The organism is Actinomadura sp. KC216 (assembly GCF_004348535.1).
Classification (GTDB): Bacteria; Actinomycetota; Actinomycetes; order Streptosporangiales; family Streptosporangiaceae; genus Spirillospora.
The window spans coordinates 1-26363 of sequence record NZ_SMJX01000101.1; the positions used below are offsets into that span (position 1 = coordinate 1).

At 70.5% G+C, this 26363-nt stretch carries 30 protein-coding genes; 22 read left to right on the forward strand and 8 right to left on the reverse strand.

The features are described 5' to 3' along the window. The coding region (gene galK, locus E1264_RS19170; RefSeq protein ID WP_243711019.1) for a galactokinase at positions 1 to 1030 on the reverse strand (1030 nt) is incomplete at its 3' end. Further along, positions 1006 to 1959 carry a UDP-glucose 4-epimerase GalE gene (galE, locus tag E1264_RS19175; protein ID WP_132175361.1) on the reverse strand — a complete coding sequence of 318 codons (954 nt, stop codon included), beginning with the start codon at positions 1957 to 1959 and terminating at the stop codon, positions 1006 to 1008. The genes galK and galE, both read right to left, overlap by 25 nt. An 81-nt stretch (positions 1960 to 2040) precedes the next feature. Between galE and E1264_RS19180 the strand changes: the two genes are divergently transcribed. From E1264_RS19180 to E1264_RS19195, 4 genes are all read left to right on the forward strand, one after another. Beyond that, complete coding sequence (locus E1264_RS19180) at positions 2041 to 3054, forward strand: hemolysin family protein (protein WP_132175363.1); 1014 nt, start codon at positions 2041 to 2043, stop codon at positions 3052 to 3054. 18 nt (positions 3055 to 3072) lie between these two features. Then, complete coding sequence (trpS, locus tag E1264_RS19185; protein WP_132175404.1) at positions 3073 to 4149, forward strand: tryptophan--tRNA ligase; 1077 nt, start codon at positions 3073 to 3075, stop codon at positions 4147 to 4149. Further along, positions 4139 to 4795 (forward strand): 2'-5' RNA ligase family protein, encoded by a 657-nt coding sequence (locus tag E1264_RS19190; protein ID WP_243711020.1) that lies wholly within the window; start codon positions 4139 to 4141, stop codon positions 4793 to 4795. Before trpS ends, E1264_RS19190 begins: the two co-directional genes overlap by 11 nt. A gap of 73 nt (positions 4796 to 4868) precedes the next feature. Further along, positions 4869 to 5888, forward strand: a complete 1020-nt coding sequence (locus tag E1264_RS19195; protein ID WP_132175365.1) for a YihY/virulence factor BrkB family protein — start codon at positions 4869 to 4871, stop codon at positions 5886 to 5888. Here E1264_RS19195 and E1264_RS19200 read toward each other — a convergent pair. Both E1264_RS19200 and E1264_RS19205 read right to left on the reverse strand, forming a co-directional pair. Next, positions 5858 to 6241 carry a nuclear transport factor 2 family protein gene (locus tag E1264_RS19200; protein WP_165964251.1) on the reverse strand — a complete coding sequence of 128 codons (384 nt, stop codon included), beginning with the start codon at positions 6239 to 6241 and terminating at the stop codon, positions 5858 to 5860. The two genes, E1264_RS19195 and E1264_RS19200, sit on opposite strands and share 31 nt — an antisense overlap. A gap of 117 nt (positions 6242 to 6358) precedes the next feature. Beyond that, positions 6359 to 7543, reverse strand: a complete 1185-nt coding sequence (locus E1264_RS19205; protein WP_243711021.1) for a D-alanyl-D-alanine carboxypeptidase — start codon at positions 7541 to 7543, stop codon at positions 6359 to 6361. 559 nt (positions 7544 to 8102) lie between these two features. On the opposite strand from E1264_RS19205, the gene E1264_RS19210 reads away from it, so the two are divergent. The 8 genes from E1264_RS19210 (at position 8103) to E1264_RS19245 (ending at position 18256) form a co-directional block, all read left to right on the forward strand. Beyond that, positions 8103 to 9269 (forward strand): glutamate--cysteine ligase, encoded by a 1167-nt coding sequence (locus tag E1264_RS19210; protein WP_132175369.1) that lies wholly within the window; start codon positions 8103 to 8105, stop codon positions 9267 to 9269. A gap of 499 nt (positions 9270 to 9768) precedes the next feature. Next, positions 9769 to 11013: a M20 family metallopeptidase gene (locus E1264_RS19215; RefSeq protein ID WP_207936018.1), complete on the forward strand. Its 1245-nt coding sequence runs from the start codon at positions 9769 to 9771 to the stop codon at positions 11011 to 11013. A 196-nt stretch (positions 11014 to 11209) separates the two neighbouring features. Next, positions 11210 to 12268 carry a BMP family ABC transporter substrate-binding protein gene (locus E1264_RS19220; RefSeq protein ID WP_243711022.1) on the forward strand — a complete coding sequence of 353 codons (1059 nt, stop codon included), beginning with the start codon at positions 11210 to 11212 and terminating at the stop codon, positions 12266 to 12268. Between the two features lie 129 nt (positions 12269 to 12397). Continuing rightward, a complete protein-coding gene (locus tag E1264_RS19225) occupies positions 12398 to 13927 on the forward strand; it encodes an ABC transporter ATP-binding protein (protein ID WP_132175371.1) in 1530 nt (509 codons plus the stop codon). Then, positions 13924 to 15216 (forward strand): ABC transporter permease, encoded by a 1293-nt coding sequence (locus E1264_RS19230; RefSeq protein WP_132175373.1) that lies wholly within the window; start codon positions 13924 to 13926, stop codon positions 15214 to 15216. The genes E1264_RS19225 and E1264_RS19230 overlap by 4 nt, the downstream gene beginning before the upstream one ends. Next, on the forward strand, positions 15213 to 16568 hold the full coding sequence (locus tag E1264_RS19235; RefSeq protein ID WP_132175375.1) for an ABC transporter permease: 1356 nt from the start codon (positions 15213 to 15215) through the stop codon (positions 16566 to 16568). The genes E1264_RS19230 and E1264_RS19235 overlap by 4 nt, the downstream gene beginning before the upstream one ends. A 4-nt stretch (positions 16569 to 16572) precedes the next feature. Next, a complete protein-coding gene (locus E1264_RS19240; RefSeq protein ID WP_132175377.1) occupies positions 16573 to 16977 on the forward strand; it encodes a cytidine deaminase in 405 nt (134 codons plus the stop codon). A gap of 4 nt (positions 16978 to 16981) precedes the next feature. Next, entirely contained in the window at positions 16982 to 18256 is a 1275-nt protein-coding gene (locus E1264_RS19245) for a thymidine phosphorylase (protein WP_132175379.1), read from the forward strand. 4 nt (positions 18257 to 18260) lie between these two features. Here the strand turns inward: E1264_RS19245 and E1264_RS19250 are convergent, their stop codons facing one another. Beyond that, positions 18261 to 19004, reverse strand: a complete 744-nt coding sequence (locus E1264_RS19250; RefSeq protein WP_132175381.1) for a siderophore-interacting protein — start codon at positions 19002 to 19004, stop codon at positions 18261 to 18263. A 94-nt stretch (positions 19005 to 19098) separates the two neighbouring features. On the opposite strand from E1264_RS19250, the gene E1264_RS19255 reads away from it, so the two are divergent. Further along, the gene (locus E1264_RS19255; RefSeq protein ID WP_132175383.1) at positions 19099 to 19812 is read left to right on the forward strand and encodes a TetR/AcrR family transcriptional regulator; all 714 of its coding nucleotides are present in this window, start codon (positions 19099 to 19101) and stop codon (positions 19810 to 19812) included. A gap of 90 nt (positions 19813 to 19902) precedes the next feature. Next, on the forward strand, positions 19903 to 21759 hold the full coding sequence (locus E1264_RS19260) for a Xaa-Pro dipeptidyl-peptidase (RefSeq protein WP_243711023.1): 1857 nt from the start codon (positions 19903 to 19905) through the stop codon (positions 21757 to 21759). 136 nt (positions 21760 to 21895) lie between these two features. On the opposite strand, the gene E1264_RS19265 is transcribed toward E1264_RS19260, so the two are convergent. Then, entirely contained in the window at positions 21896 to 22180 is a 285-nt protein-coding gene (locus E1264_RS19265; RefSeq protein ID WP_132175385.1) for a hypothetical protein, read from the reverse strand. Between the two features lie 101 nt (positions 22181 to 22281). Next, positions 22282 to 22509, reverse strand: coding sequence for a hypothetical protein (locus E1264_RS19270; protein ID WP_132175387.1), 228 nt, complete (start codon positions 22507 to 22509; stop codon positions 22282 to 22284). Positions 22510 to 22575: 66 nt separating this feature from the next. Between E1264_RS19270 and E1264_RS19275 the strand changes: the two genes are divergently transcribed. Genes E1264_RS19275 through E1264_RS19290 form a run of 4 tightly spaced genes read left to right on the forward strand, consistent with a single transcriptional unit; the run spans position 22576 to position 24099 of the window. Further along, positions 22576 to 23481 carry a helix-turn-helix transcriptional regulator gene (locus tag E1264_RS19275; RefSeq protein ID WP_132175389.1) on the forward strand — a complete coding sequence of 302 codons (906 nt, stop codon included), beginning with the start codon at positions 22576 to 22578 and terminating at the stop codon, positions 23479 to 23481. Next, positions 23478 to 23690, forward strand: a complete 213-nt coding sequence (locus E1264_RS19280) for a DUF397 domain-containing protein (protein WP_132175391.1) — start codon at positions 23478 to 23480, stop codon at positions 23688 to 23690. Before E1264_RS19275 ends, E1264_RS19280 begins: the two co-directional genes overlap by 4 nt. A gap of 2 nt (positions 23691 to 23692) precedes the next feature. Next, a complete protein-coding gene (locus tag E1264_RS19285) occupies positions 23693 to 23896 on the forward strand; it encodes a DUF397 domain-containing protein (RefSeq protein ID WP_132175393.1) in 204 nt (67 codons plus the stop codon). Between the two features lie 2 nt (positions 23897 to 23898). Beyond that, a complete protein-coding gene (locus E1264_RS19290; protein WP_132175395.1) occupies positions 23899 to 24099 on the forward strand; it encodes a DUF397 domain-containing protein in 201 nt (66 codons plus the stop codon). A gap of 6 nt (positions 24100 to 24105) precedes the next feature. Here the strand turns inward: E1264_RS19290 and E1264_RS44670 are convergent, their stop codons facing one another. Continuing rightward, positions 24106 to 24288, reverse strand: a complete 183-nt coding sequence (locus E1264_RS44670) for a hypothetical protein (protein ID WP_207936016.1) — start codon at positions 24286 to 24288, stop codon at positions 24106 to 24108. 282 nt (positions 24289 to 24570) lie between these two features. Here E1264_RS44670 and E1264_RS19300 point away from each other — a divergent pair, with 282 nt between their 5' ends. The 4 genes from E1264_RS19300 to E1264_RS19310 form a co-directional block, all read left to right on the forward strand. Beyond that, positions 24571 to 24858, forward strand: a complete 288-nt coding sequence (locus E1264_RS19300; RefSeq protein ID WP_132175397.1) for a type II toxin-antitoxin system Phd/YefM family antitoxin — start codon at positions 24571 to 24573, stop codon at positions 24856 to 24858. Positions 24859 to 24940: 82 nt separating this feature from the next. Continuing rightward, complete coding sequence (locus E1264_RS43490) at positions 24941 to 25099, forward strand: hypothetical protein (protein ID WP_165964253.1); 159 nt, start codon at positions 24941 to 24943, stop codon at positions 25097 to 25099. A 70-nt stretch (positions 25100 to 25169) separates the two neighbouring features. Continuing rightward, positions 25170 to 25928 (forward strand): hypothetical protein, encoded by a 759-nt coding sequence (locus tag E1264_RS19305; RefSeq protein WP_132175399.1) that lies wholly within the window; start codon positions 25170 to 25172, stop codon positions 25926 to 25928. Positions 25929 to 26033: 105 nt separating this feature from the next. Then, positions 26034 to 26363: hypothetical protein (locus E1264_RS19310; RefSeq protein ID WP_132175401.1), on the forward strand; the 330-nt coding region annotated here is incomplete at its 3' end.

The following is a 26363-nucleotide window of genomic DNA, read 5'->3' on the forward strand; positions in this document are numbered from 1 at the left end:
CGCCGACCATCCGCCCGCCCCGCGCGCCCGCCCGCAGCGCCGCGTCGACGGCCGCGTCCGCCTCGGGCCAGGACACCTCGAACTGGTCGCGCAGCGACAGGTGCGACGCGTTCAGCATCGCGCCCAGCTCCGGGACGGCCCCGGCGCGCAGCAGCCCGACCGTGGCCTCCACCCGGTGGTTCTCGGTGACGACATGCTGGACCCGGCGCCGCAGCACCGGGTCGCGGAGCGTGCCGAGCGCGCCCGCGAGGTCCTTGACGTCGCGGAGCGCGTCCACGCCGAGCAGCGCCGCGGCCTCCTCGCACTCGGCGCGCCGCCGCGCGTACTCGCCGCCGGTCAGCGCGTGCGCGGCCCGCGTGTCGACCACGAGCAGCGCCAGCCCGGACGCCGCCGGGTCGAACGGGACCTGCCCCGACAGGCCGCTCCGGCAGTCGAGCATCAGCGCGTGCCCGGCCTTGCAGAGGAGCGACGCGGACTGGTCCATCAGCCCGCACGGCATTCCGACCTGCTCGTTCTCCGCGCGCTGCGCCAGCCGAGCCAACGCGGGACGGTCGATCGTGATGCCGTACAGGTCGCAGAGCGCCAGCGCGGTCGCGCACTCCAGCGCGGCCGACGACGACAGCCCCGCGCCCTGCGGCAGGTCGGAGTCGATCAGCAGCGACGCGCCGCCCGCCCCGTGCTCGCGCAGCACCCGCGCGACGCCGACCGGGTACGCCGCCCACGCCCGCTCGGAGGGCCAGCCCTCGGACACGACCGTCCCGCCGTCGATGGGCGCGGCCACCCCTTCCCCGGCCTGGTGGGAGCGGGCTTCGAGGACGCCGTCGTCCCGCCGCGCCGCCGCCACCGACACCCCGAGCGGCAGCGCGAACGGCAGCACGAGCCCGCCGTTGTAGTCGGTGTGCTCGCCGATCAGGTTGACGCGTCCGGGCGCGTACCAGACGCCCTCCGGTTCGCGCCCGTAGGCCGCCGCGAAGTCGGCCTGGAGCCGGTCGGCGGGCACGGGGCTCATCGCGACCGGAGGAAGGTCCACGCGTCGTCGATCATGGTGCGCAGGTCGCGCTCCGGCTTCCAGCCCAGCTCCGCCTGGATCTTGTCGGACGAGGCGACCAGCACGGCCGGGTCCCCGGGGCGGCGCGGCGCGACCTCCGCCGGGATCTCCCGTCCGGTGACCTCGCGGCACACGTCCACGACCTCCTTAACGGAGTTGCCGGTGCCGCTGCCCAGGTTGAATATCCGGTGCGTGCCGGGCGCGCAGGCGTCCAGCGCGAGCAGATGGGCGCGGCCGAGGTCGGTGACGTGGATGTAGTCGCGGATGCAGGTGCCGTCCGGCGTCGGGTAGTCGTCGCCGAACATCTTCACCGCCTCGCCGTCCCCCTGCGCGATCTTCAGCACGTTCGGGATCAGGTGCGTCTCCACGGTGTGGCGCTCGCCGAGCCGCCCGTACGCGCCCGCCACGTTGAAGTACCGCAGCGACACCCCGCCGATGCCGTGCAGCCGCGCGTACTCGGCCAGCGCCGTGTCGATCGCCAGCTTGGACGCGCCGTACGGGTTCGTCGGACGCGTCGGGTCGGTCTCCAGGATCGGCGTCGACTCCGGCTCGCCGTAGACGGCGGCCGTCGAGGAGAACACGATCCGCGGGACGCCCGCGACGCGCATCGCGTCCAGCAGCGCCAGCGACTCGCCGAGGTTCTTGTCCCAGTACAGGCCGGGCTTCTCCACCGACTCGCCCACCAGGGACTTCGCGGCGAAGTGCAGCACGGCCTCGAACCCGGCGCCGGCCATCACGTCCTGCGCCGTGTCGCGGAGCGTGCCGCGCACGAGGCGGGCGCCTTCCGGGACGCTGTCCTCGTGCCCGGTGGACACGTCGTCCAGCACGACGACCTCGTGCCCCGCCTCCAGGAGCAGGGCGGAAACGACGCTGCCGACGTAGCCTGCGCCTCCGGTGACGAGCAGCTTCACGGACGGACCTCCAAAACACGACACTGTGACGGCGGGGTGAGGCCAGGCTATCCGGAACGCCGAACGGGGAAGGGTGAACCCATGGACCGGACGCCGTCGCGGCCGCCACGAGGGGTCGCGCGACCCCTGGTGTGGCTGCTGTCGAGCTCGACCAACCTCGTCGTCCGGTTGTCCGGCGGGGACCCCGGCGCGCTCCGCGAGGAGCTGTCGGCGGAGCGGATGCGGGCGCTCGTCGCCGAGAACACGCAGCTCACGGCGGAGGAGCGGGCGCTGATCGGGGAGGTCTTCGCGGCCGGGGAGCGGCCGTTGCGGGAGGTCCTCGTCCCGCGCACCGAGGTGGTGTTCCTGGACGCCGCGCTCCCGCTGACCGCCGCCGCGCGGATGGCCGCCGGGAGCCCGCACTCCCGGTTCCCCGTCTGCCGCGAGTCCCACGATGAAGTGATCGGCTTCGTCCACATCCGCGATCTACTCGCCCCTGATCCGCCGGAACGAGACGGGCCGGTGGGTGACCTGGTGCGGGCCGTGAAGTTCCTGCCGTCGTCGAAGCGGGTGCTGCCCGCGCTGTCGGAGATGCGCCGCGAGGGCTGCCATCTGGCGATCGTCATGGACGAGTACGGCGGCGTCGCCGGGATCGTCACGCTGGAGGACCTTGTGGAGGAGCTCATCGGGGACATCCGCGACGAATATGATGTCCAGGACGCGCAGGCACGGCGCCTGCACGGCGGCGTGGTCGAGGTCGACGGCCTGCTCAACCTGGACGACTTCGCTGCCGAGACCGGCATCCGGCTCCCCGCCGGGCCCTACGAGACGGTCGCCGGGCACATCATGGCGGTGCTGCGCCGCGTGCCCGCCGAGGGCGACTCGGTGGAGGCCGGCGGCCACCGGCTCGCGGTGGCCCGGATGGACGGCCGGCGGGTGGCCCGCGTGCGCGTCACCCCGCGGGCGACGCCGCAGGCCGTCACGGCGACGCCCGCCACCCCGGCCGCGACCCCGCGACCGGGCACCGGCGACCCCGCCGCCGGCTCTGCCGCCAGCAGCGCCACCGAAGCCGCCCCGAGCGGCGCCACCCGAGGCGGAGCCCCAGGCGACACCTGAGAGAATCGGTCCGTGCACATGCCCGAAGCGTCCAGCCCAGCAGCAGCGCCCGAGACGGGCGGGGCCCTCAGGCCCCGCGTGCTGTCCGGCATCCAGCCCACCGCCGACTCGTTCCACCTCGGCAATTACCTGGGCGCATTGCGGCAGTGGGTCGCCATGCAGGACACGCATGACGCCTTCTACTGCGTGGTCGACCTGCACGCGATCACCGTCGAGCACGACCCGGCGGTGCTGCGCCGCCGGACGAAGGTCGCCGTCGCGCAGCTCCTCGCGATGGGCCTCGACCCCGAGCGCGCCACCGTGTTCGTGCAGAGCCACGTCCCCGAGCACGCGGAGCTGGCGTGGGTGCTGGGCTGCCTCACCGGGTTCGGCGAGGCCGGGCGGATGACCCAGTTCAAGGACAAGTCGTCCAAGCAGGGGACGAGCGGCACCACCGTCGGGCTGTTCACGTACCCGATCCTGCAGGCAGCCGACATCCTGCTGTACTCGCCGGAGCCGGGCGAGGGGGACCGGGCCCTGCGCGTGCCGGTCGGGGAGGACCAGCGGCAGCATCTGGAGCTGACCCGCGTCCTCGCGCAGCGGTTCAACCACCGGTTCGGCGAGACGTTCGTGCCGCCCGAGGCGCACATCCCGCAGGGCGCCGCGAAGATCACCGACCTTCAGGAGCCCGAGGCCAAGATGAGCAAGTCGGCCTCCTCCCCGCAGGGCATCATCGACGTCCTGGAGGAGCCCGGCCCGATGCGCAAGAAGATCATGCGCGCGGTCACCGACACCGGCTCCGAGGTCCTCTACGACGAGGAGAAGAAGGCCGGGATCACCAACCTCCTGCGGATCTACGCGGCGCTCGACGGCGCGTCCGTCCAGGAGCTGGAGCGGCGCTACGCGGGCTCCGGGTACGGCCAGTTCAAGAAGGACCTCGCGCAGCTCGTCGTCGACACCTTCACGCCGATCAGGGAACGCACGCTGAAGCTGCTCGACGACGAGCAGCAGCTCGACCGGGTCCTCGCGCTGGGCGCCGAACGCGCGTCCACGGTCGCCGCGCGGACGATGGAGACCGTCCGCGACCGGGTGGGATTCGTGGGACGTGGTCGCTGACCGCCCGTCCCACGACGCCGCCGCGGAGGGCCCCGGGGAGGCGCCCTCCGCGCGCGGGAGCCGCCCGGGCCCGGCCCCCGCGCAGGCCCCGGCGCAGGCCCCGGCCCCGGTGACGGCCCCGGGCGTGCGCGCGATCGGTGTCGCGATCCCGATCCCCGACCCGCACGGCGCGCTGCTGCAGGCCAAGCGCGCCTCGTTCGGCGACCCGCTCGCCACCGCGATCCCGACGCACATCACGCTGCTCCCGCCGACCGAGGTCCACGAGTCCGCGCTCGGCGTCATCGAGGACCACCTGCGGGAGATCGCCCGGACCGAGCAGCCGTTCCAGATCAAGCTCCGTGGAAGCGGAACGTTCCGACCGGTCTCTCCGGTCGTGTTCGTCGCTCTCGCCGAAGGAATCGGTGGCTGCGAACGCGTCCAGGCAAGGGTTCTGTCGGGTCCGCTCGCCCGGCCGCTGCCGTTCCCGTACCACCCGCACGTCACCATCGCCCACCACCTGCCCGACGACGTCATGGACAAGGCGTTCAAGGAGCTCGCGAGCTACAGCGCCGACTTCGACGCGTGGGGCTTCTCCCTCTACGAGCACGGCCTGGACGGCGTCTGGCGCCCCCAGCGCGACTTCGTCTTCACCGGATGCGGCGCCTGACGGTATTTGGGTGTCTTTAGCACCCGATTACCGTCCGCCGCATCTCCTGACCGCGAGTGGGTACGCCCGGTACATGCGGCAGGTGATCAACCGGGTCCAGCGGGGGAGCGAGGCCCTGTTCGGCCGCGGCAAGGATCTGCTCCGGGACGCCCGCAGCCGCCGGCCCTGGATCGACCACCAGGCGCGGGCGTTCACCCGGTACCGGGAGCGCCGCGGCGACCGGCTCGCCGCCGCCCTCACCTGCTACGGCTTCCTGTCGTTCTTCCCGCTGCTGGCGCTGGCGTACTCGCTGCTCGGCTACGTCGTCGGGGTCAGCTCGGAGGCGCGCGCCTACTTCGTCCGGGCGGTGAACTCGCTGCTTCCCGGGCTGTCGGAGGAGCTCCAGGTCGAGCAGATCGCGCAGTCCAAGACGGCCGTCGGGATCATCGGCCTGGCCGCGCTGCTGATCACCGGGCAGAGCTGGGTGCAGGTTCTGCGCGAGGGGCTCCGCGACATGTGGGGCAACGAGCCGGGCGGCGGCGGGAACTACGCCGTCAAGCGGCTGTGGGACCTCGCCGTCCTGGCGTTCCTCGGCGCGGTCCTGATCTGCGGGATGGCGGTCTCGACGGTCACGACGTCGGCCACGCACTCCGTCCTCGGCTGGTTCGGGCTGGAGGACGTCACCGGCGCGGGCACCGGGCTGCGGCTGCTGTCCCTCGCCTGCGCGACCGCGTTCAACACCGTGGTCTTCCTGGTGCTGTTCACCCGCCTTTCGGGGACGCGGGCGCCGTGGCGGCGGATCTTCCGCGGCGCGCTGTTCGGGGCCGCCGGTTTCGAGCTGCTCAAGCTGATCGCGACGCTGCTCATCGCGCGGACGACCGCGAACCCGGTCTACGGGGCGTTCGCCGTCCTCGTCGGGCTGATGGTGTGGATCAACATCGTGTCGCGCTTCACGCTGTTCGTCGCCGCATGGACGGCCACCCGCCGCGTCGTCCTCACCGCCGACGCCGACAACCCCGAGAAGGCCGACCCGCCCGAGCCCGACGCCGGGGAGCCTGCCAAGCCCGCCCCGCCGCCTCCGGCTCAGGACCAGAAGGCGTCGTCGGCGTACTGATCCTCCGCCAGGGTGCGGATCTCGGTGATCTTGCCGCCCTCGATGCGGAACAGGTCCACCGCGCGGCCGTCCAGGACGCGTCCCGGCTGCCCCGGACGTTCGGCATAGGTCTGGACGAGGCCCACGCCGTACTCCTCGTTCGCCATCACCGCGTACGGCTCGGCGCGGAACGTCCCGCCGGACAGCTCGAACAGCCGGACGTAGAAGCCGAGGACCTCCTCCGCCGTCCGGTACTCGCCGCACAGCGGCCCGCGCCCCGGGACGCGGTGCACGACGTTCTCGGCGAGCAGCCCGCGGATGGACGCCGTGTCGCCCTTCGCGAAGGCGGTGTAGCCGTCCTTCAGCAGGGTCACGTTCGGATGTTCAGGTGTGCAGTCGCCGAACACCCCGCGAGCGTAAGCCCGCCCGCACCGGCCAGACCAGGGCCCCCGGAAGGCCCTGAGTGAACCTTTACCGGGCCCTGGCGGGCGTCAGCGGGACTCCAGGCGGCGACGGCGCCGCAGCACGATGAACAGGGACGCGATGGCCAGCAGCGCGCCCACGGCCCCGCCGCCGATGAGCAGCCATGTGCGGGACGTGTCGTCGGACGCGAGCGGCGCGTCCGGCAGCACCCCGTCGGCGGCGGCGTCCTTCTTGCCCTTGTCCTGCTCGGGGGTGCCCGGGGCGACGAGCGCGCCGACCGGCTCGACCTTGCCGCGGGCGGCGAAGCCCCAGTCCAGCAGCTCGGTCGCGTACTCCGACGGCGGCCGGTCGGCCTTCATCAGCGAGATCACGATCGTGTGGCCGCCGCGCCGCGCCTGGGCGACGAAGGTCTGCTGCGCCGCGATCGTGTAGCCGTTCTTGCCGCCGAGCATGCCCGCGTAGGCGTGCCGCTCGCCCGGCATCATGCGGTTGTGGGTGTGGATCGGGTACCCGCCGACCTTCTTGCCCTTCTTGCGTTCCTTCTTCGTCGGCGGGGCGGGGAACTTGTGGTCGATCGCCTGCATGTACTGCCGGTAGGCGGGGTTCTTCATCCCCTCGCGCAGGATCAGCGCCAGGTCGTAGGCGGAGGTGTGCTGGGTGCGGACGCTCAACCCGAGGTCCTTGTCCAGCCCGTTCGGCGACCCGGCCAGGGTGTCGAGGGCGTTGATCCGCCTGGCCTCGGCGTTCATGTCGGCGAGCGTCTTCTTCAGGCCGCCGTGCGCCTCGGCCAGCGTCACCGAGGCGTCGTTGGCCGACATCATCAGCATCGCGTGGAACAGGTCGGAGACCTTGTAGCTCATCTTCGGGGTGAGCCCGACCTTGGTGCCCTCGACGTTGCAGGCCTCCTGCGACGGCCGGACGAGCCGGTTCGGGTCCAGCTTGGGGATGAGGGTGAGCGCGGTCAGCGTCTTGATCGTGCTGGCGGGCAGGTACCGGCCGTGCGGGTCCTTGGCGGCGAGGACGTCGCCGGTGTCGGCGTCCGCGATCAGGTACGAGCCCGCCTTGATCTTCGGCAGCGCGGGCACGCCGGGCGCCTTGTTGAGGACGATCCCGCGCCCGGCGAGCTGCGGCCCGCCGACGGTCTCCTCCGGCGACGCCCCCGACGGGGCGGCCTGCCGCGGGACGGGCGCGGCCGTCGCGGGGGCCGCCACGAAGGCGGGGCCCGTGGCGAGGGACGCCGAGGTCAGTGGCACTGTGATCATCGTCAGGGCGCGGCGGACGCTGGTCCGCTCTCGCCGCTCTGCTCGCAAGCTTCCGACGCTCCTCGATCCCGTGGAAGCCCGATCGCTCCCGACGCGCGTACGCGTGACGCCCATGGCTCCCCCGAAGACTAGGCGACGTATCCGGCGAAGGGGTACCCAGACGCGAACACGGCAAGCGCGGTACGTACGCGACGCCGAGCGCACCGGGAGCACCGGGGGACGCCACGGTATGTAAGGGACGACCGCTATCGGTGACACACCGTCATCGACGGTATTTTGGGACGGACTGACTAGTTCGATCGGATGGTGCCGCAGACAAGATCAATGACCGAAAGGTAGGGCCTCCCGGTGCTCGCCGACCGTCCGCATGAGTCAATTGGTCCGCAAAGGGCATGGAGACGGGGCAGCGCGGGAACCGCGGACGCCATCATGGAGCGAACACGTGAACACGTGACCTGGACCGGCGTTTGTCCAGGCTTAGGGACCCGCTGGCTTGAATTGCGCCACGTGCCACGCAACGACCTGCAAGGATTGTGGACGGAGGTTGGCCGTGGCCATTGACTTCAACGCATCGGACGGCGCGACGCTCGGCGTCGAGTGGGAGATCCAGCTGGTCGATGCGGAGACGAGGCACCTGCGGCAGGACGCTCGCGAGGTGCTCGCCGCCCTGCCGTCGCTCAGCCTCGACGGTGAGAACCCGCCGGTCCGCCACGAGCTGATGGAGTCCACGGTCGAGGTCGTGACCGGTATCTGCCACACGGTCGGCGAGGCCAAAACCGACCTGACCGGAACGCTCGCCGCGCTCCGCACCGCGGCCGCCGACCGCGGCATCGCGCTCGCCTGCACGGGCACCCATCCGATCAGCGACTGGCGCGATGCGGTCATGGCGCCGATGCGGCGCTACGCCGAGCTCATCGAGGAGATGCAGTGGCTGGCGCGGCGCATCCAGACGTTCGGCGTTCACGTCCACGTCGGGGTCTCCGACCGTGAGCGGGCGATCCCGATCGTCAACGCGCTGTCCTCCTACCTTCCGCATTTCCTGGCGCTCACCGCGTCCAGCCCGTTCTGGAGCGGCAGCGACACCGGGCTGGCCTCGTGCCGGGCGGTCGTGTTCGGCCAGCTCCCGACGGCCGGGCCTCCCCACCTGCTGGACGACTGGGCGGCGTTCGAGGATTACATGGACACGCTCCTGCGTTCAGGGACTATCCGGAGCATCAAGGAAGTCTGGTGGGATATCCGTCCGCATCCCGACTTCGGCACCGTCGAGATCAGGATGTTCGACGGCATCCCGACGCTGCGCGAGGTCGGCATGGCCGCGGCCCTCTGCCAGAGCCTGGTCACGCTGTTCGAGCAGCAGCTCGACCGCGGCTACACGCTACCCCGCCCGGCCGCCTGGGTGGTCCGCGACAACAAGTGGCGCGCGACCCGCTACGGGCTCGACGCCATCGTCATCACCGACGACAGCGGGAACACCGCCCCGCTCCGCGACGACCTGTACGAGCTGATCAGGGAGCTGGAGCCGGTGGCCGACCGGCTCGGCTGCGCCGAGGAGCTCAAGGTGGCCGGCGAGGTCCTGGAGCACGGGGCCCCGTACGAGCGCCAGCGCGCCATCCGCGCCGAGGGCGGGACGCTGGAGAACATCGTCGATGCGGCGATCACCGAGCTCGCGGAGGACAGGTTCGTCACACTGGGGGAGGTCGATCATGCCGGCGCCTGAGGAACCGGCCGTCCCGGGGAACCCTCCCGGTGCCGCCGTCCCCGCCCACGAGGCGGCTCCCGTCCACGAGGCGCCTCCCCTGGCGCCACCCGCCCGCGAGCCGTTTCCCGGACGCGCGGCCGGCCGCACGGCTGATTCCAGCGAAGACAACGAAGACAACACGGTGACAACAGGGCGGAGGCCCTCCGGCTCCGCCGTCGCACAGGGGGCGCACATGACACATCCGAGGCCCGGGGTGATGCCTGGCCTTGAACCACCCACCGCCTCGGGGCCCGCGGGCTCCGGGCGCCGCGACGAGGCGGTCCCGCCGTCGGGGCCGGTGGCACGTGAGACGGCGTCCGCGGCGGGGAATCCGCCCGGGGGCGAGGACGTCCCGCAGAACATTCCTGGCGAAACCGGCCAGGAAGGAACGGTCCCGGACGAAACCCTGGCACAGCCCGTGACGGGCGAGGTCGTCCCGGGGACCCCGGCCCCGGGCGCCGCCTCCGCCGGATCGGCGGTGCTCGGCGGCGCGGTGCTGCAGCCGCAGCTCGACGCCTTCCTCGCCGCGCACGAGGACGAGCTGATCGCGTTCCGCCGCGACCTGCACATGCACCCCGAGCTGGGCTACTCCGAGTACCGCACGACCAGGAAGCTCGCCGAGCGGCTGCGCGCGGCGGGCCTGAAGCCGGTCATCCTCCCCAAGGGCACCGGCCTGTTCTGCGACGTCGGCCCCGCCGACGGCGGCACGGTCGCGCTGCGCGCCGACATCGACGCCCTCCCCCTCCAGGACGAGAAGGCCGACGTCCCGTACCGGTCGACGGTCCCCGGCGTCGCGCACGCGTGCGGCCACGACGCCCACACCGCGATGGTGCTGGGCGCGGGCCTGTTCCTCGCGCAGCAGGCGGAGGCGGGGCTGCTGCCCGGCCGGGTCCGGCTGCTGTTCCAGCCCGCCGAGGAGACCCCGGGCGGCGCGCTGGACGTGATGGCCGCCGGCGGCATCGCGGGCGTCGACCGGGCGTTCGCGCTGCACTGCGACCCCCGCATCGAGGTCGGCCAGCTCGGGCTGCGCACCGGCCCGATCACCGCGGCCTGCGACAAGGTGTACGTGAAGGTCACCGGGCCCGGCGGGCACACCGCCCGGCCGCACCTGACCGCCGACCTCGTCTACGCCCTCGCCAAGATCGTCACCGAGCTGCCGTCCGCGCTGTCGCGCCGCGTCGACCCGCGCTCCAGCCTGTCGCTGGTGTGGGGGCGGGTGTCGGCCGGGTCCGTCGCCAACGCCATCCCCGACGACGGGATCGCGGAGGGGACCGTCCGCTGCCTGGACGACGACGCGTGGCACCGGGCGCCGGAGATGATGAAGGCGCTGCTGCAGTCGGTCGCCGCCGCCTACGACGTGGAGGCGTCCCTGGAGTACGTCCGGGGCGTCCCGCCGACGGTGAACGAGGCGACCAGCGTCCAGATGTTCCGCGACGCCGCCGCGCAGGTGATGAGCGAGGACGGCGTGGTGCCCACCCCGCAGAGCCTCGGCGGCGAGGACTTCGGCTGGTACCTGGAGTCGATCCCCGGCGCGCTGGCCAGGCTCGGCGTCCGCACCCCCGGCTCGTCCGGCGAGTACGACCTGCACCGCGGCGACTTCGACGTGGACGAGCGCTGCCTCGCGGTCGGCGTCCGGGTGCTGAGCGCGACCGCGCTCACCGCGCTGTGGGAGGGCGGACGTCCCGGCGACGCCGAACCGATCGAGGGTGCCGCGCTGGCCTGATTTCCCCCGCTGACCTGCGGCGCTGGCCTGCCGTGCGGGCCCGTGGCGCGTTGCCTACGCCTTGGTAACGGACCTATTGCGAATCAGTGCATACAGGAAGTTTGCCCGCATTCGCGAGGTAGCGTCCGATCGATTTCGGTGACCGGTCGAACGGTCCGGTCGCCGTCCCGTGGGTGGGGAACGGAAGGAGCGCACCTTGCGCCGTGGACTGAAGATTTCGCTCGTCACCGCGACGGGTGCGGCGCTGCTGTTCAGCGCTTCCGCCTGCGGTGGCAAGAAGGCCGACAGCGGCGAGGGCGGCGAGGACGGCAAGAAGACCCTCAAGATCGGCCTGGCCTTCGACATCGGCGGGCGCGGCGACCAGTCGTTCAACGACTCGGCCGCCGCCGGGCTCGACCGCGCGAAGAAGGACCTGAACGTCCAGACCGAGGAGATCTCCGCCAAGCCGGACGAGCCGGACGCCGACAAGGAGTCCCGCCTGCGGCTGCTGGCCAACAAGGGCTACAACCCGGTCATCGGCGTCGGCTTCGCCTACACGACCTCGATCATCAAGGTCGCCAAGGAGTTCCCGAACACCAAGTTCCTCGTCGTGGACGCCGACCAGTGCAAGGTCGAGGGCGCGAACGTCAGCGGCGCCTGCTTCGCCGAGGAGCAGGGGTCCTACCTGGTCGGCGCCGCCGCGGCGCTGAAGTCCAAGTCCGGCACGATCGGGTTCATCGGCGGCGTCAACGTGCCGCTGATCGTGAAGTTCTACGCGGGCTACCAGGCCGGGGCGAAGGCGGCCAAGCCGGGCATCAAGGTTCTGCCGCCGAAGTACCTGACCCAGCCGCCGAACTTCAACGGCTTCAAGGACACCGGGCTCGGCAACGAGGCCGCCAAGGGGCAGCTCGACCAGAACGCGGACGTCATCTACCACGCGGCGGGCGGCGCGGGCATCGGCGTCATCAAGACCGTCGGCGCGGCCGGCAAGTGGGCGATCGGCGTCGACTCCGACCAGTACGACCAGCCCGCCGTCGCCAGCGTGAAGGAGCAGATCCTCACGTCGATGATCAAGCACGTCGACCTCGCGGTGTACGACTTCGTGGAGAGCGTCGCGAAGAACACCTTCAAGGCGGGCACCAAGCAGTACGACCTGAAGAACGACGGCGTCGGCTACGCGACGACCGGCGGGAACGTCGACGACATCAAGGCCAAGCTGGACGAGATGAAGGCCGGCATCGTCAACGGCTCGATCACGGTCCCGACCAAGGCGTGACCCGCGCCGGGCGGCACGGCCGGACCCGTTCCGCACGGCCGTAACCGCGCACCGGGCGTCACCGATCGGGTGACGCCCGGTGCGGTCCCGGGTCAAGAGGGGCCCCGAGTCAACAGGAGGGGGAGGCTCGTGCCTGACCAGGTGCCGGCCGTGCGGCTGACATCGATCACCAAGCGGTTCCCCGGTGTGGTGGCCAACCACGACATCGACCTCACCATCGAGCGCGGCGAGGTGCACGCGCTGTGCGGGGAGAACGGCGCCGGCAAGTCCACGCTGATGAAGATCCTCTACGGGATGCAGCGGCCGGACGAGGGCACCATCGAGGTCGAGGGCGAGCAGGTCTCGTTCCGTACCCCGGCCGACGCGATCGGCCGCGGCATCGGCATGGTCCACCAGCACTTCAAGCTGGCCGACAACCTGACCGTCCTGGAGAACGTGATCCTCGGCGCCGAGCCCCGCGGCCGGTTCGGCGGCATCGACTTCGCCGCCGCCCGCGCCAGGATCAAGGAGATGTCGCAGGCGTACGGGCTGCGCGTCGACCCCGACGTGCTGGTCGAGACGCTCGGCGTCGGCGAGCGGCAGCGCGTGGAGATCCTCAAGGTGCTGTACCGGGGCGCCCGCGTGCTGATCCTGGACGAGCCGACCGCGGTCCTCGTCCCGCAGGAGGTCGACGAGCTGTTCGGCAACCTGCGCGAGCTGCGCGCCGAGGGCCTGACCGTGCTGTTCATCTCGCACAAGCTGGACGAGGTGCTCGCCGTCGCCGACACGATCTCGGTGATCCGCCGCGGCACCACCGTCGCGACCCGGCTCGCGCCGAGCGAGGTCACCTCGCGGCGGCTGGCGGAGCTGATGGTCGGGTCGGAGCTGCCGACCCCGGAGCTGCGCGAGTCCACGGTGACCGAGGACGTCCAGCTCGACATCTCGGGCCTGAAGGTGCTCACCCCGGAGGGGCGCGCCGTCGTGGACGACGTGTCGCTCCGCATCCGCCGCGGCGAGATCGTCGGCCTCGCGGGCGTCGAGGGCAACGGGCAGACCGAGCTCATCGAGGCGATCATGGGCATCCGGCACTCCGACGCCGGAACGATCCGCTACGGCTCCGACGACATCACCCACTGGGCGACCCGGAAGCGCCGCGAGGCGGGCATCGCCTACATCCCGGAGGACCGGCACCGGCACGGGCTCGTCCTGGAGGGGACGCTCTGGGAGAACCGGATGCTGGGGCACCAGACGCGGCCGCCGAACGTCCGCGGCCCGTGGATCGACCGGCGCGGCGCCCGCCGCGACACGACCCGGATCGTCCAGGCCTACGACGTCCGGACGCCCGGGATCGACGTGCCCGCCGCCGCGCTGTCGGGCGGCAACCAGCAGAAGCTGATCGTCGGCCGGGAGATGTCCGGCGAGCCGCGCCTGCTGATCGCCGCGCATCCGACGCGCGGCATCGACGTCGGCGCCCAGGCCGCGATCTGGGACCACCTGCGGCAGGCCCGCGCGGCCGGGCTGGCCGTGCTGCTGATCAGCGCCGACCTTGAGGAACTCATCGGTATGTCCGACACCCTGCACGTGATCCTGCGGGGACGGCTGGTCGCGGAGGTCGACCCGCGGACCGTCACCCCCGAGGACCTCGGCTCCGCCATGACGGGCGCCGGAGCCGGCTCATGACCGACCCGAAGGACCCGGCGAGGCCCGAGCCGGAGGAACCGGCGAAGCCCGACCTGTCGAAAGAGCCGAAAGACTCGACGTCGGAGCCGCCGCCGGGGGTTCCGGAGCCGGTCCCGGCGTGGAAGGCGATCATCCAGGGGCTGGGGCCGACCGGCCTCGGGCTGCGGATCGGCGCGCCGCTGCTGGCGCTGCTGATCTCCCTGGTCATCACGATGATCCTGCTGCGGATCACCGGCGCCGACCCGTTCAGCTCCGTGCAGAGCATGATCGACTACGGCACCACCGAGAACTCGATCGTCGACATCGTCAACCGCGCGACCCGCTACTACCTGTCGGCGGTCGCGGTGGCGATCGGCTTCCGGATGGCGCTGCTGAACATCGGCGTGGACGGCCAGTACCGCCTCGCCGCGTTCATCGCCGCCGTGCTCGGCGGCGCGCTCACCCTCCCGGCCCCGTTCGGCCAGATGCTGGTGATCGTCGCGGCGATGGTGGTCGGCGGGGTGTGGGCGGCGATCGCGGGCGTGCTGAAGGTGACCCGCGGGGTCAGCGAGGTGCTGTCCACGATCATGCTGAACGCGATCGCGACCGGCCTGATCGCCTACCTGCTGAACGACCAGCGGCTCGCCGAGTTCCGGCCGGGCAGCAACAACGTCGCCACCCCGAAGATCCCGGAGGACGGGCGGGTCGGCCCGCTCAACGGCATCCTGTCGTCCATCGGCATCGACCTGCCCGGCCAGCTGTACGGGCTGCTGCCGGTCGCGGTCGTCGTCGGCATCGTGTTCTGGGTCGTGATCAACCACACCAGGTTCGGGTTCGATCTGAAGGTCTCGGGCCTGTCCCAGCCCGCCGCGCAGGCGAGCGGCGTCAACGCCCGCCGCATGATCGTCTACACGATGGTCGCGTCCGGCGTGGTGGCCGGTCTGATCGGGATGCCGGAGCTGCTCGGCGCGTCCTACGAGTACTCGCTGAACTTCCCGGCGGGCCTCGGCTTCACGGGCATCACGATCGCGCTGCTCGGCCGCAACCATCCGGCGGGCATGGCGCTCGCCGCGCTGCTGTTCGCGTTCCTCGACCAGACCTCCGACATCCTCCAGGAGGTCGACGTGCCGAAGGAGATCGTCGGGGTGATGCAGGGCGTGGTCGTGCTGACCGTCGTCATCGTGTACGAGCTGGTGCGGCGCTGGGAGATCCGGTTGCAGCAGCGCACCGTCGCGGCGGAGCTGGCCACCGGCCACGACCTGGCCCGGGAGGCCACCGGCAGCACGGGCAGCACGGGGAGCGCCTCATGAGCACCGCGACCGGGACGATGACCCCGGCGAAGCCCGCGAACGGCAAGCGCAGGCTGCGCTGGCCGCACTACGCGCTGATCGCCTCGGGCCTCCTCGTCCTCCTCTCCCTCGTCCGCGTGATCGACGACGCGAACCCGGTGACCTCCAGCGGGACGGTCAGCGCCTCCCTCCGCCTCGCCGTGCCGATCTTCCTGGCCGGGCTCGGCGGGCTCTGGTCGGAGCGGTCCGGCGTGATCAACATCGGGCTCGAGGGCATGATGATCCTCGGGACCTGGACGGGCGCCTGGGCGGGATTCCAGTGGGGCCCGTGGATCGGCGTCCTCGCGGGCATCATCGGCGGCGCGCTCGGCGGGCTGCTGCACGCGATCGCGACCGTGTCGTTCGGCGTCGACCACATCGTGTCCGGTGTCGCGATCAACATCCTCGGCGTCGGCCTGACGCAGTTCCTCGCCGGGCTGATCTTCGACAAGGGCGAGGCGAAGGCGCTCGGCGGCGGGCCGCGGCAATCCCCGCCCGTCGATGACATCCATACGCTGACGTTGCCCGTACTGTCCGGCGGGAAGATCGGCGGCTGGCAGAGCCCCGACTGGCTCGGCTCGCTGGAGGGTCACCACTGGTTCCTGGTGTCCGACCTGGCGGGCATCCTGCGCGGCCTGACCAGCGAGATGTCGCTGCTGACGTTCGTGGCGCTGCTGCTGGTGCCGCTCAGCTTCCTGATCCTGTGGAAGACGTCGTTCGGCCTGCGGATCCGCTCCTGCGGCGAGGACCCGTACGCCGCCGAGTCCCTCGGCGTGCAGGTCTACCGGATGAAGTACGCCGCCGTGATCATCTCCGGCGGGTTCTCCGGCCTGGCGGGCGCGTTCCTGGTCACCGTCGCGGGCAACCTGTTCCAGGACGGCCAGACCAACGGCCGCGGCTTCATCGGCCTCGCCGCGATGATCTTCGGCAACTGGCGTCCCGGGGGCCTGATGGCGGGCTCGCTGCTGTTCGGCTACACCGACGCGATGAACGTCCGGGGCGGCGGCGAGTCCGTCCACGCGCTGCTGCTGTTCGTGACGATCCTGCTGGTCGGCGCGGCGATCTGGCAGGTGATGCGGGCGCGGCGGCTGCGGCCGGACGCGGTGACCGATCTCGGCCGCCGCGAGGTCCGCAACGCCTACGTCAGCGCCGTGCTGGCGCTGGTCGCGGCGGCCGGGCTGCTCACGTGGTTCCTGATGAGCGACCTGGTCCCCGGCGAGCTGGTGTCGTTCACGCCGCACCTGGTGACGCTGCTCGTCCTGTCCCTGGCGAGCCAGCGCCTCCGGATGCCCACCGCGAACGGGCTCCGGTACCGGCGCGGTGAGGCACGATAAGCAGATGGAGATCGACTGGCCTGCCCTGCGCGACGCCGCGCGGGAGGCGATGAAGCGCGCCTACTGCCCCTACTCCGGCTTCCCCGTCGGCGCCGCCGCGCTGGTGGACGACGGCCGCATCATCAGCGGATGCAACGTCGAGAACGCCGCGTACGGGGTCGCCCTGTGCGCGGAGTGCGGCGTCGTGTCGGCGCTGCACGGCCCCGGCAAGTCGGAGAACCCGCGCCTGGTCGCGGTCGTGGTGGTCGACCGGCACGGCAACACGCTGATGCCGTGCGGCCGCTGCCGCCAGCTCCTCTGGGAGCACGGCGGCGCGTCGATCCTGATCGAGACGACGGAGGGCATCCTGCCCATGTCGGCCGTCCTGCCGGACGCGTTCGGCCCCGACGACCTGATCGAGAGGGTGTGATCGGTTGGACGCCATCGACGTCATCCGCGCCAAGCGCGACGGCGGCACGCTGACCCCTGACCAGATCGACTGGGCCGTCGACGCCTACACGCGCGGCGCGATCGCCGAGGAGCAGATGGCCGCGCTGGCGATGGCGATCCTGCTGAACGGCATGACCCGCGCCGAGGTGGCCCGCTGGACGGACGCGATGATCCGCTCCGGCGAGCGGATGGACTGGTCGTCGCTGGACCGCCCGACCACCGACAAGCACTCCACCGGCGGCGTCGGCGACAAGATCACCCTCCCGCTCGCGCCGCTCGTGGCCGCGTGCGGCGCGGCCGTCCCGCAACTCTCCGGCCGCGGCCTCGGCCACACCGGCGGGACGCTCGACAAGCTGGAGTCGATCCCGGGCTGGCGGGCGTCGCTGTCGAACACCGAGATGCTGGACGTGCTGCGCACCGCCGGAGCGGTCGTCTGCGCGGCGGGCGGCGGCCTGGCTCCCGCCGACCGCAAGCTCTACGCGCTCCGCGACGTGACCGGCACCGTGGAGTCGATCCCGCTGATCGCCTCCTCGATCATGTCGAAGAAGATCGCGGAGGGGACGGGGGCGCTCGTCCTGGACGTCAAGGTCGGCTCCGGCGCGTTCATGAAGACGGTGGAGAACGCCCGCGAGCTGGCCGAGACCATGGTCGCGATCGGCACGGACAACGGCCTGCGCACCACCGCGCTCCTCACCGCGATGGACCGCCCGCTCGGCAACGCGGTGGGGAACGCCGTCGAGGTCGCGGAGTCGGTCGAGGTGCTGGCCGGCGGGGGACCGCCCGACGTGGTCGAGCTGACGCTGACCCTGGCCCGCGAGATGCTGGCCGCCGCCGGGCTCACGGACAAGGACCCGGCCGACGCGCTGAAGGACGGCTCCGCCATGGACGTCTGGCGCCGCATGATCACCGCCCAGGGCGGCGACCCGGACGCGCCACTTCCGTCCGCCCGCGAGAACCACACCGTCACAGCGCCCGCCTCCGGTGTCCTGACGAGCCTGGACGCCTACGGCGTGGGCGTGGCGGCCTGGCGCCTGGGCGCGGGCCGGGCCCGCAAGGAGGACCCGGTCTCGTTCGCCGCGGGCATCACCTGCCACGCCAAACCCGGCGACACGGTGACCGAAGGCCAGCCCCTCCTCACCCTCCACACCGACGACGAGACCCGCCTGCCCCGCGCCCTGGAGTCCCTGGACGGCGCGTACGAGATCGAGGCATCCGGAACCCCGACCCTCCACCCCTTGATCATCGACCGGATCGTTTAGTTCCTCAGTGCAGGCCGCGCTTGCCGGGCGTCCAGAACGGCTTGACCTTGACGGACGTGCGCGGCCACCCGCGGTCGCGCACCAGGTGATCGCGGACCATCTGGCATGTCCTGGCCTCCCCGGCCACATAGGCGGCACCCGGCGCCTCAGGCAGGTCGAGGCGTGACACGGCGTCCAGCATGACCTTGGACGACGCTGCGGGCGTGCCCTCCCGATGGACGCGCTCCAGCCGGTGCGGGCCGGGCAGCGGCGGGTCGAGCTCGGGTGTCTCGCTCTCCAGCACCCCGTAGACCTGGGCGGACGCGTCCAGCTCCCGCAGCATCGGCCCGAACGCGACCGACGCCGTCTCCTCCCCGGCGAACACGTGGTAGTCGGCGTCCCGGACGGTGAAGTTCCCCTGCGGCCACCAGAACGTCACCGCGTCGCCGGGCTTCACCTCCCGCGCCCAGCGGAGCCCGATGCCGTCGCCGTCGTAGAGGTGGGCGCGGAGTTCCAGCTCCCGCGCGTCCCGGTCGAACTCCCAGATCGTGTAGCTGCGGAGGGTCTCCACGGGCCGCAGCAGCCCCTGGAGCGAGAGCGGGTCGTTGATCTGGATCCGGACGTGCTGCCCAGGGGTGTACCGGAACTCGATCGGCGCCTCGGTGACCAGCCGGATGCGCTTCATCGTCGGCGTGACCTCCCCGACGCTCGCGACCGTCGCCTCCATCGCGTACTTGCCGACCAGCCGGTTCAGCGGGTTACGGGCCATGGCTCCTTACTTCCTCTAGAATGATTTAGAGGTATTAAGGAAACATAGAAGCCCTAGACTGTCAACGCCCGTCCACGACCCCGGAAGGACGTCCATGAGCCCCAGCCGCCGCGACCGGCTCCGGCGGGAGACGATGGCGGAGATCCGCGAGGCGGCCCGCACGCTCCTCACCACGCGGGGCACCGCCGCCGTGACGATCAACGCCGTCGCGCGGGAGGTCGGGATGAGCGGTCCCGCCCTCTACCACTACTTCTCCGGGCACGACGAGCTCGTCCAGGCCGTGACCGCCGACTTCTTCGCGGAACTGGCCGCCGAGATGCGCGCCGCCCGCGACGCACAGGGCTCCGGCGCCTCGATCTCCGCCCGCCTGCTGGCGACCTGCCGCGCCATGCGGGGCTGGGCGATCGCGCACCCCGCCGAGTTCGGCTGGATCTTCACCAGCCACGTCCCTTCGTCGGTCACCCGCAGCGCCGACTCCGCCCGCAACCTGGCCGGACGCGACTTCGAGCGGGTCTTCCAGGAGGAGATCGCGACGCTGTGGGAGACGGCCCCGTTCCCCGTCCCGGACGACCTGCCGCCCGCCATCCGCGAGCAGCTCGGCGCCTACATCGACAAGCTGGGCATCAAGCTGCCCGTCGAGGCCGTCTACGTGACCACGAGCTGCTGGATCAGGCTCTACGGGCTGCTCTGCATGGAGGTCCTGAACCAGCTCGACTACCTCTACACCGACGTGGAACCCATTTTCGAGGAATGCCTCAAGGACCTCGCCGGACTGCTCGGACTCGACTACGAGCCGCCACCGGCCTAACTGGCAGGTTTGTTAACAATCACCGTTGACGCAGGTCCGCGCCGCTCTGGAAAGCTGAGCTGGTTTCTTTCAGTGATCAGGGAGCGGAAGTTGAGACCCTCACTCCTGCCCGTCGCGGCACTCGCGGGCACGGCGACCTTGGCGGTAGGCGCCTTGTCGTTGCCCGCCCACGCCGAGACGGCACGTCCTCACATCGTCGTGAAGGACGGCAAGACGCAACCCGTGTTCTCCTACAAGGACGCCATTCGCGAAAAGATTTTCGTCGAGACCAAGGTGGACAGCGACGGGGACGGGAAACGCGACCGCGTGTCCGTGTACCTCACCCGTCCGAAGGAGACGAACGAGGGCCTGAAGGTAGCGTCGATCATCGAGGGCAGCCCCTATTACGGCGGACTGCACGACACGCCTTACCACCCGGCCGACGTCACCGACTACCCGCGCCTCGCGCCCTGGACGGCCCCGTCCGGCCCGCCTGGCACGCCGAATTACGCGTTCCCGTATTACGACAACTATTTCGTTTCCCGCGGCTACGCCTTCCTCGCCGCCGACACCCTCGGGACGGGCGACTCCGACGGCTGCCCCACCTCCGTCGGCCCGAACGAGGCCCAGGGCATGAAATCCGTCGTCGAATGGCTCACCGGCGACGCCGTCGCCTACGACGCGAACGGCAAGAAGGTCGAGGCGAACTGGTCGACCGGGAACGCCGCGATGGCGGGCAAGTCCTATGACGGCACCCTGCCCCTCGCCGCCGCCGCGACCCGCGTCAAGGGCCTCAAGACCGTCGTCTCCATTTCCGGTGTCTCCAACTGGTACGACGAATACCGCGCCAACGGCGGCGTGGTCGCCCCGGACGGCTTCGAGGGCGAGGACCTGGACCTGCACGCCAAGGTCGTCATGTCCCGCAAGAACCCCGCCATCTGCGCGCCCGTCATGCACGACATCGCGAAGAAGATGGACCGCGTCACCGGCGACTACAACCGCACCTGGGACGACCGCAACTTCGCCAAGCGCGCCGCGCATTTCCGCGCCAGCGTCTTCATGACCAGCGGCCTCGCCGACTGGAACGTCAAGCCGCTCCAGATGTCCCTTCTCTGGGACGGTCTGAAGAAGGCCGGAGTGAACCGGAAACTCTGGATTCACCAGGCCGCCCATGACGACCCGCTCGACGTCCGCCAGGGCGCATGGCTCGACGCCCTGAACCTCTGGTTCGCGCACGAGCTCTACGGCGTCCGCAACGACATCATGCGGCAGCCGAAGGTCGACCTGGAACGCACCCCGGGCAACTGGGAAACGCACCGCGACTGGCCCGCCCCGGACGCCCGCCCCGTCCGCCTGGGCCTGAACTCCAACGGCCTCGGCAAGCCCGGCCACGGCACCCAGCACCTCGTCGACGACCCGTCGCGCAAGGCCGAAGAACTGGCCGCCAAGCCGGACGCGTCCGACCCCAACCGCCTGATCTACCTCACGCCCGAGCTGAAGGAATCGGTGAAGCTCAGCGGCACCGCCGAGATCAAGCTCCGCGCCGCTATCAACGGCAGGTCGCCGTACCTGTCGGCGATCCTGGTGGACTACGGCACCGACGAGCGCGTCTCCGGCTACGTCCGGACGTCCGACACCTGGTGCTACGGCGACTCGATCCCCACCGACCAGGGCTGCCGCGCGGTCCGCAAGTACACCACCGCGGTCAGCGACTTCAAGATCGTGACGCGCGGCTGGATGGACATCCGCAACCGCAACTCCATCTGGCACAGCACCCCGGTCAAGCCCGGCCAGGAATACACGTTCTCCTGGCCGATGCAGCCCTACGACTACGTCTTCAAGAAGGGCCACCGCATCGGCCTGATGATCCTCGCGACCGACCACGCCTACACGCTCCGCTACCCGGCGGGCACCAAGGTCGACGTCGACCTACGAGGAAGCACCCTGACCCTCCCCCTGACCCGCTAGGCCCCGAGAAGCGGCCCCGCCCCTGTGGGCGGGGCCGTTTCCTTTCACCGGCTCCCGGCCAGAAACCCGAAAAACCACCCGGCCGCCATGCAGGCACCCCCGAAAACGAGGACCTGCAACGCCATCTGCCCCAGGCTCACGCCAACTCCCGAACGAGCATGGCGATGACGCCCTCGACGTCCCGCACCGGCGCGATCGGCCGCCCGTCCTGCCACGTGAACCACCACGCCTCCCGGACGAAGTCGCACCCGACCAGGACCAGCCGCCCCGACCCGCCGAACCGGGCGACGCTGATCCACGTCACCCCGCGCCGCTCGATCAGCTCGCAGGCCAACTCCCGCCGCGCCTCCACCGCGCCCCGCAGCACGTGCAGATTCGCGACCCGCTCGTTGGTCAGAACGCCCTGGTTCCCAGCGCTCATACCTCTCACCTCCTTGTGAAGCGGCGCGGCCGGTGGACTCGGGGGGATGCCCACCGGCCGCACCGCGCCTGAGGACGGCGGCCGACCCGCCGCCGTCGTGATCACACGCTCCTGACCTGCGCCCGCTCCGCCTGCCGGACCAGCGCCTGCCGCAGGAGCGACGCCGTGGGGAACATGAGCGTCGGCTCGACCCCGACCCTGGGGTCATGCAGGCTGGCGACCCATTCACCCAGCCGCCCGTCCTGCTTCACGGCCCGCCAGATCCGCCACCCGCGGAAGTCGTCCCGCAGCCGCCCCAATTCCTGCTCGTCCCGCACTCGCGTGTCCATTCGGAATCCTCTGGTTCCTCGCCTTGACCAATTCCGTGTGACCACCCTCACACGATCGACTACTCTTTGGAGCAGACCGTGTACCACCAGCTACACACCACAGGCAAGATCGATCGCACCCTCCCCCCGGGTGCGCAGCCCCCGGAGGTCGAGATGCCCGCACAATCCGAGCCGTACGAAGCCCCGGCCATCGTCACGTACGCGAAAGAACTCGAATGGCGCCGGACACAGGCCGGCCTCACCAAGAAGGACCTCGCCGCCAAACTCGGCTTCGCCGACTCCTACGTCGGCCAGGTCGAGCTATGCAAGAACCTGCCGTCCGACGAGTTCACCGCCGCCCTCGACACCTTCTTCCAGACCGACGGCCTGTTCGCCCGCCTCCTGGAACGAATCAACGACACGCGCCACCTCGCCATCCTCCCGCCCGGCTTCCCCGAATACGTCGCCCACGAGGAGAAGGCGAGCCACGTCCGCGTCTTCACGACCAACCTGATCAGCGGTCTCTTCCAAACCGAGGCGTACGCCAGCACCATTATCGGGTCGGTAATGGCTTCCTCTGCCGATCGCATCGTCGCCGAACGCATGGCGAGGAAGTCGATCTTCCAGCGTGATGATCCTCCGCACACGTTCTTCGTACTGGACGAGGGCGTCATCCGGCGAAACGTGGGAGGCCCCGAGGTCATGCGTGACCAACTCGGTTACCTGCTGGAGGTAGCGAACCGAAAAAGGACCCAGCTGCAAATCGTCCCCTTCGGTGTCGGATATCACGTTGGCCTGACCGGGAGCTTTATCCTCCTCAGTTTCGAGGACGCGCCGGATATCGCCTACACGGAGTCTTCCGGAGAAGGAGTGCTTCTACAGCAGCGCGACAGGGTCGGACTCCAAGCCGTAAGGTGGGATCTGATCCAGGGCCACACTCTCTCTACGGAGGAGTCAGTGGCCATGATCCAAGACGCTATGGAGCGGCTATGAGCACCCCAAACGTGTCGGTTGTCCACTGGCGCAAGAGCAGCCGTAGCGGCCACGAGGGCGGCGAATGTGTTGAGGTCGCGGACCTCACTGCCTCGGTTGCGGTTCGTGATTCCAAGGATCCGGACGGCCCCAACCTCGCATTTGGTCGTGCGGCCTGGCGTGCGTTCGCCGACCGGGTGAAGGCGAGCAAGTTCGACCTGGAGCGCTAGCCATGGGATCGGCAGCCGTCCTCTGGCGCAAGAGCAGCCGCAGCGGTCACCAGGGCGGCGAGTGCGTAGAAGTCGCGAACCTCGCCCCCGTCATCGCGGTGCGGGACTCCAAGAACCCGGATGGTCCCAGCCTGGCGTTCGGTCATGCGGCTTGGCGGGCGTTCGCCGACCAGGTGAAGGCGAGTAGGTTCGACCTGGAGGGCTAGCCATGGACACCTCGGACGTCCAATGGCGCAAGAGCAGCCGCAGTGATCACCACGGCGGCGAGTGTGTGGAGATCGCGGAGTTCGCCGCCACGGTCGGGGTGCGGGACTCCAAGAATCCGGATGGTCCCAGCTTGGCGTTCGGTCATGCGGCTTGGCGAGCGTTCACGCGTCGAGTGAAGGCCAGCGAGTTCGATCTGGGTTAGTGGCTCTCAGCTCTGGATGAGTTGTTCGGCGTGTTCGGCTTCGCTGGTGCGGATGGTGCTGGGCTGAGCGTTCAGCAGTCGCCAGTGTGTGGCTATTCCGTCCGGGCTGGTGAGGGTGGACTCGGACAGGGCTTGTTCGATGCGGGTGCGGACCTCGGCTTCGCGCGCGGGTTCGCTGGCGAACAGCACTCGTAGTCGTACCCGGGTGCCGGAACGTCGTGCGTCGGTGTGGTGTGGGGCCAGCGGGCATGGCGACCGGTGCTCCCAGTGTCCGCACAACGCGACTGTGATGGCTGCGCCTGGTGCCCGGATGTCCTCGCCGGGGTCCATGACGACGACCGCCTCGTGAGCGAATGCTTGTCGCACAGGTTCAGTCTCCAGCGCAGTGGCGCTGCCGATCAAGCCAGTCGGCATCGAGGGCCCGGAGTACACCATGTACACCTGTGACACTGTGTGCCCTAGAGTCTCGGTATGGAGCCCTATCCGATCAAGGAGGCGCGGAAGCGCCTTGGTGACATGCACGCCGCCGTGGTGCACGGTGGGGCTCACCCTCGGATAACCAAGAATGGCCGGGATCCCGTGGTGCTGGTCACCGAGCAGGAATGGCAGGAACTTCAACAGCTCCGTCGCGAGCGTGCTGCCCTGCATGCCGACCAGGAGGCAAGGCGCATCCAGCCATATCTGGACGCCGGTGAGACCCCGCCAGGCTATGAGGTTTACACCCGCGAAAAAGTCGCCTCTGGTGACTGGCTTGCCTGATCACCTCGTCGTCCCCCGCAGCCTCCGGCTCCTGATCGCTGGTAGGGCGCCCCACTACCGCACGGCTGTTCAGCTGGTGATCATGTCGTTGCTGAGTGATCCGGTTCCGCCCGACGCCAAGCCACTCGGCATCGAGGGGCTGGAGTACGTCCACTACACGCTCGCCCGCGACGACGTCACCGTCTACTACCTTCTCACCGGTGACAGCGTCGTGATCAACAAAGTCCATCCCGACAGCTGACACGGGCCTGTGCTCGGTTGAGCATTGGCATCTGGTGCGCGGGGCCGGATCGGTGTGGTTGTTTGCCGGTATGACGGCGGCGGGGAGTCTGGACGCGGAGAGCCTTGCCGTTCGGGCGGAGCTGCTTGAGCTGGGCAAGCTCTTGACCTCGGACAACGTGCGGCACAACCCCGCGCTTGCCGAAGGCTACCGGCGCCGCGACGAGCTGGTGCGGCGCTACCGGGAGTGGCTGCCCGAAATTCCCCTGACTCGTGACCCGTACTCCGGGGACGCCCTGCACTGGCCGCTGGATCCGGTCGATCTAGACGGCTGGTTCTGGAACCACGACGCGCCCGTCCGCCGGATTCCCGCACGACTTCCACGGCTGTGGCTCACACTGACCGGAGCCATGCGGATCGCCGAACCTGTGGCCTACGCACCCTTCACCTGTCAGCCCGGCCCCGGCGCCCCCTACGTCGTCCCACGCATCCTGGAGGCCCCGGACGTGCGCGCCGTCATCTCCGAGGTCCCGGTCGGCCGCCACACCGGATGGGCCATCGCCTACTTCGGCCCCCTGCCGAACGTCCCCCTGGAGAACGAATGGGGCGACAACGAGTACTACGTCTACGACGACAACGGCGAATGGAAAGGCTGGTCAGAGCACACGCCCCGGCCGGACGAATGGGACTTCGACCTCCGCCCCTCGCTCACCTCGGGCCGCCTGCTCTGGATCGCCCCCGGCGACTCCGCGCTCACCCTCCACGAGGGCACCGCTTCCTGCCCCTATGTGGGCATCGAAGGCCCCCGCGAACGCGCCTCCATCAGAAACGGCAAGCTCACCTACTACTGACCGCAACCGTGATCGTGCGGGCGTTGCTCGACCGGGTTCAGCGGAGATCGGGTGGTTGCCACGGTTTCATGTTGCTGATCATGGTGGCGGGGTGATGCTGGATTGATGGAGGGCGGGAGTCGGCGGCGGGCGCTCTGGTTCGTGCTGCTGCTTGTGGCGGCGGGCGTGGTGGCGGCAGTGGTTCCCTTGCTGCCGTCGTCGTGGCCGCTCATGGTGCGGGCGTTGCTGGGGACGCTGGGCGCGATCGCTGCGGGCGCCGCAGGATCCTACGTCAGTGAGGTGATCGCCGCTCGTCGCAAGATCAGGGAGGACGACCGGGCGGCGGTGGCGGAGCTTGAAACGCGCCGGGACGCTCTGGTCGGCACGCGCGAGGTGGCGGCGTCCGACCAGCAAAGCGTGGCAGGGTTGCTGCGGCCGGAGCGCGCGGTGGTGGAG

Bases quoted from the DNA above. Each gene is read 5' to 3' on its own strand.
- E1264_RS19285 (WP_132175393.1), top strand. From the start codon at position 23,693: ATGGGATCGGCAGCCGTCCTCTGGCGCAAGAGCAGCCGCAGCGGTCAC.
- E1264_RS19305 (WP_132175399.1), top strand. From the start codon at position 25,170: ATGACGGCGGCGGGGAGTCTGGACGCGGAGAGCCTTGCCGTTCGGGCG.
- E1264_RS19230 (WP_132175373.1), top strand. From the start codon at position 13,924: ATGACCGACCCGAAGGACCCGGCGAGGCCCGAGCCGGAGGAACCGGCG.
- E1264_RS19240 (WP_132175377.1), top strand. From the start codon at position 16,573: ATGGAGATCGACTGGCCTGCCCTGCGCGACGCCGCGCGGGAGGCGATG.
- E1264_RS19290 (WP_132175395.1), top strand. From the start codon at position 23,899: ATGGACACCTCGGACGTCCAATGGCGCAAGAGCAGCCGCAGTGATCAC.
- E1264_RS19280 (WP_132175391.1), top strand. From the start codon at position 23,478: ATGAGCACCCCAAACGTGTCGGTTGTCCACTGGCGCAAGAGCAGCCGT.
- E1264_RS19255 (WP_132175383.1), top strand. From the start codon at position 19,099: ATGAGCCCCAGCCGCCGCGACCGGCTCCGGCGGGAGACGATGGCGGAG.
- E1264_RS43490 (WP_165964253.1), top strand. From the start codon at position 24,941: ATGTCGTTGCTGAGTGATCCGGTTCCGCCCGACGCCAAGCCACTCGGC.
- E1264_RS19235 (WP_132175375.1), top strand. From the start codon at position 15,213: ATGAGCACCGCGACCGGGACGATGACCCCGGCGAAGCCCGCGAACGGC.
- E1264_RS19250 (WP_132175381.1), bottom strand. From the start codon at position 19,004: ATGGCCCGTAACCCGCTGAACCGGCTGGTCGGCAAGTACGCGATGGAG.
- E1264_RS19265 (WP_132175385.1), bottom strand. From the start codon at position 22,180: ATGAGCGCTGGGAACCAGGGCGTTCTGACCAACGAGCGGGTCGCGAAT.
- E1264_RS19300 (WP_132175397.1), top strand. From the start codon at position 24,571: ATGGAGCCCTATCCGATCAAGGAGGCGCGGAAGCGCCTTGGTGACATG.
- trpS (WP_132175404.1), top strand. From the start codon at position 3,073: ATGCCCGAAGCGTCCAGCCCAGCAGCAGCGCCCGAGACGGGCGGGGCC.
- E1264_RS19270 (WP_132175387.1), bottom strand. From the start codon at position 22,509: ATGGACACGCGAGTGCGGGACGAGCAGGAATTGGGGCGGCTGCGGGAC.
- E1264_RS19180 (WP_132175363.1), top strand. From the start codon at position 2,041: ATGGACCGGACGCCGTCGCGGCCGCCACGAGGGGTCGCGCGACCCCTG.
- E1264_RS19195 (WP_132175365.1), top strand. From the start codon at position 4,869: ATGCGGCAGGTGATCAACCGGGTCCAGCGGGGGAGCGAGGCCCTGTTC.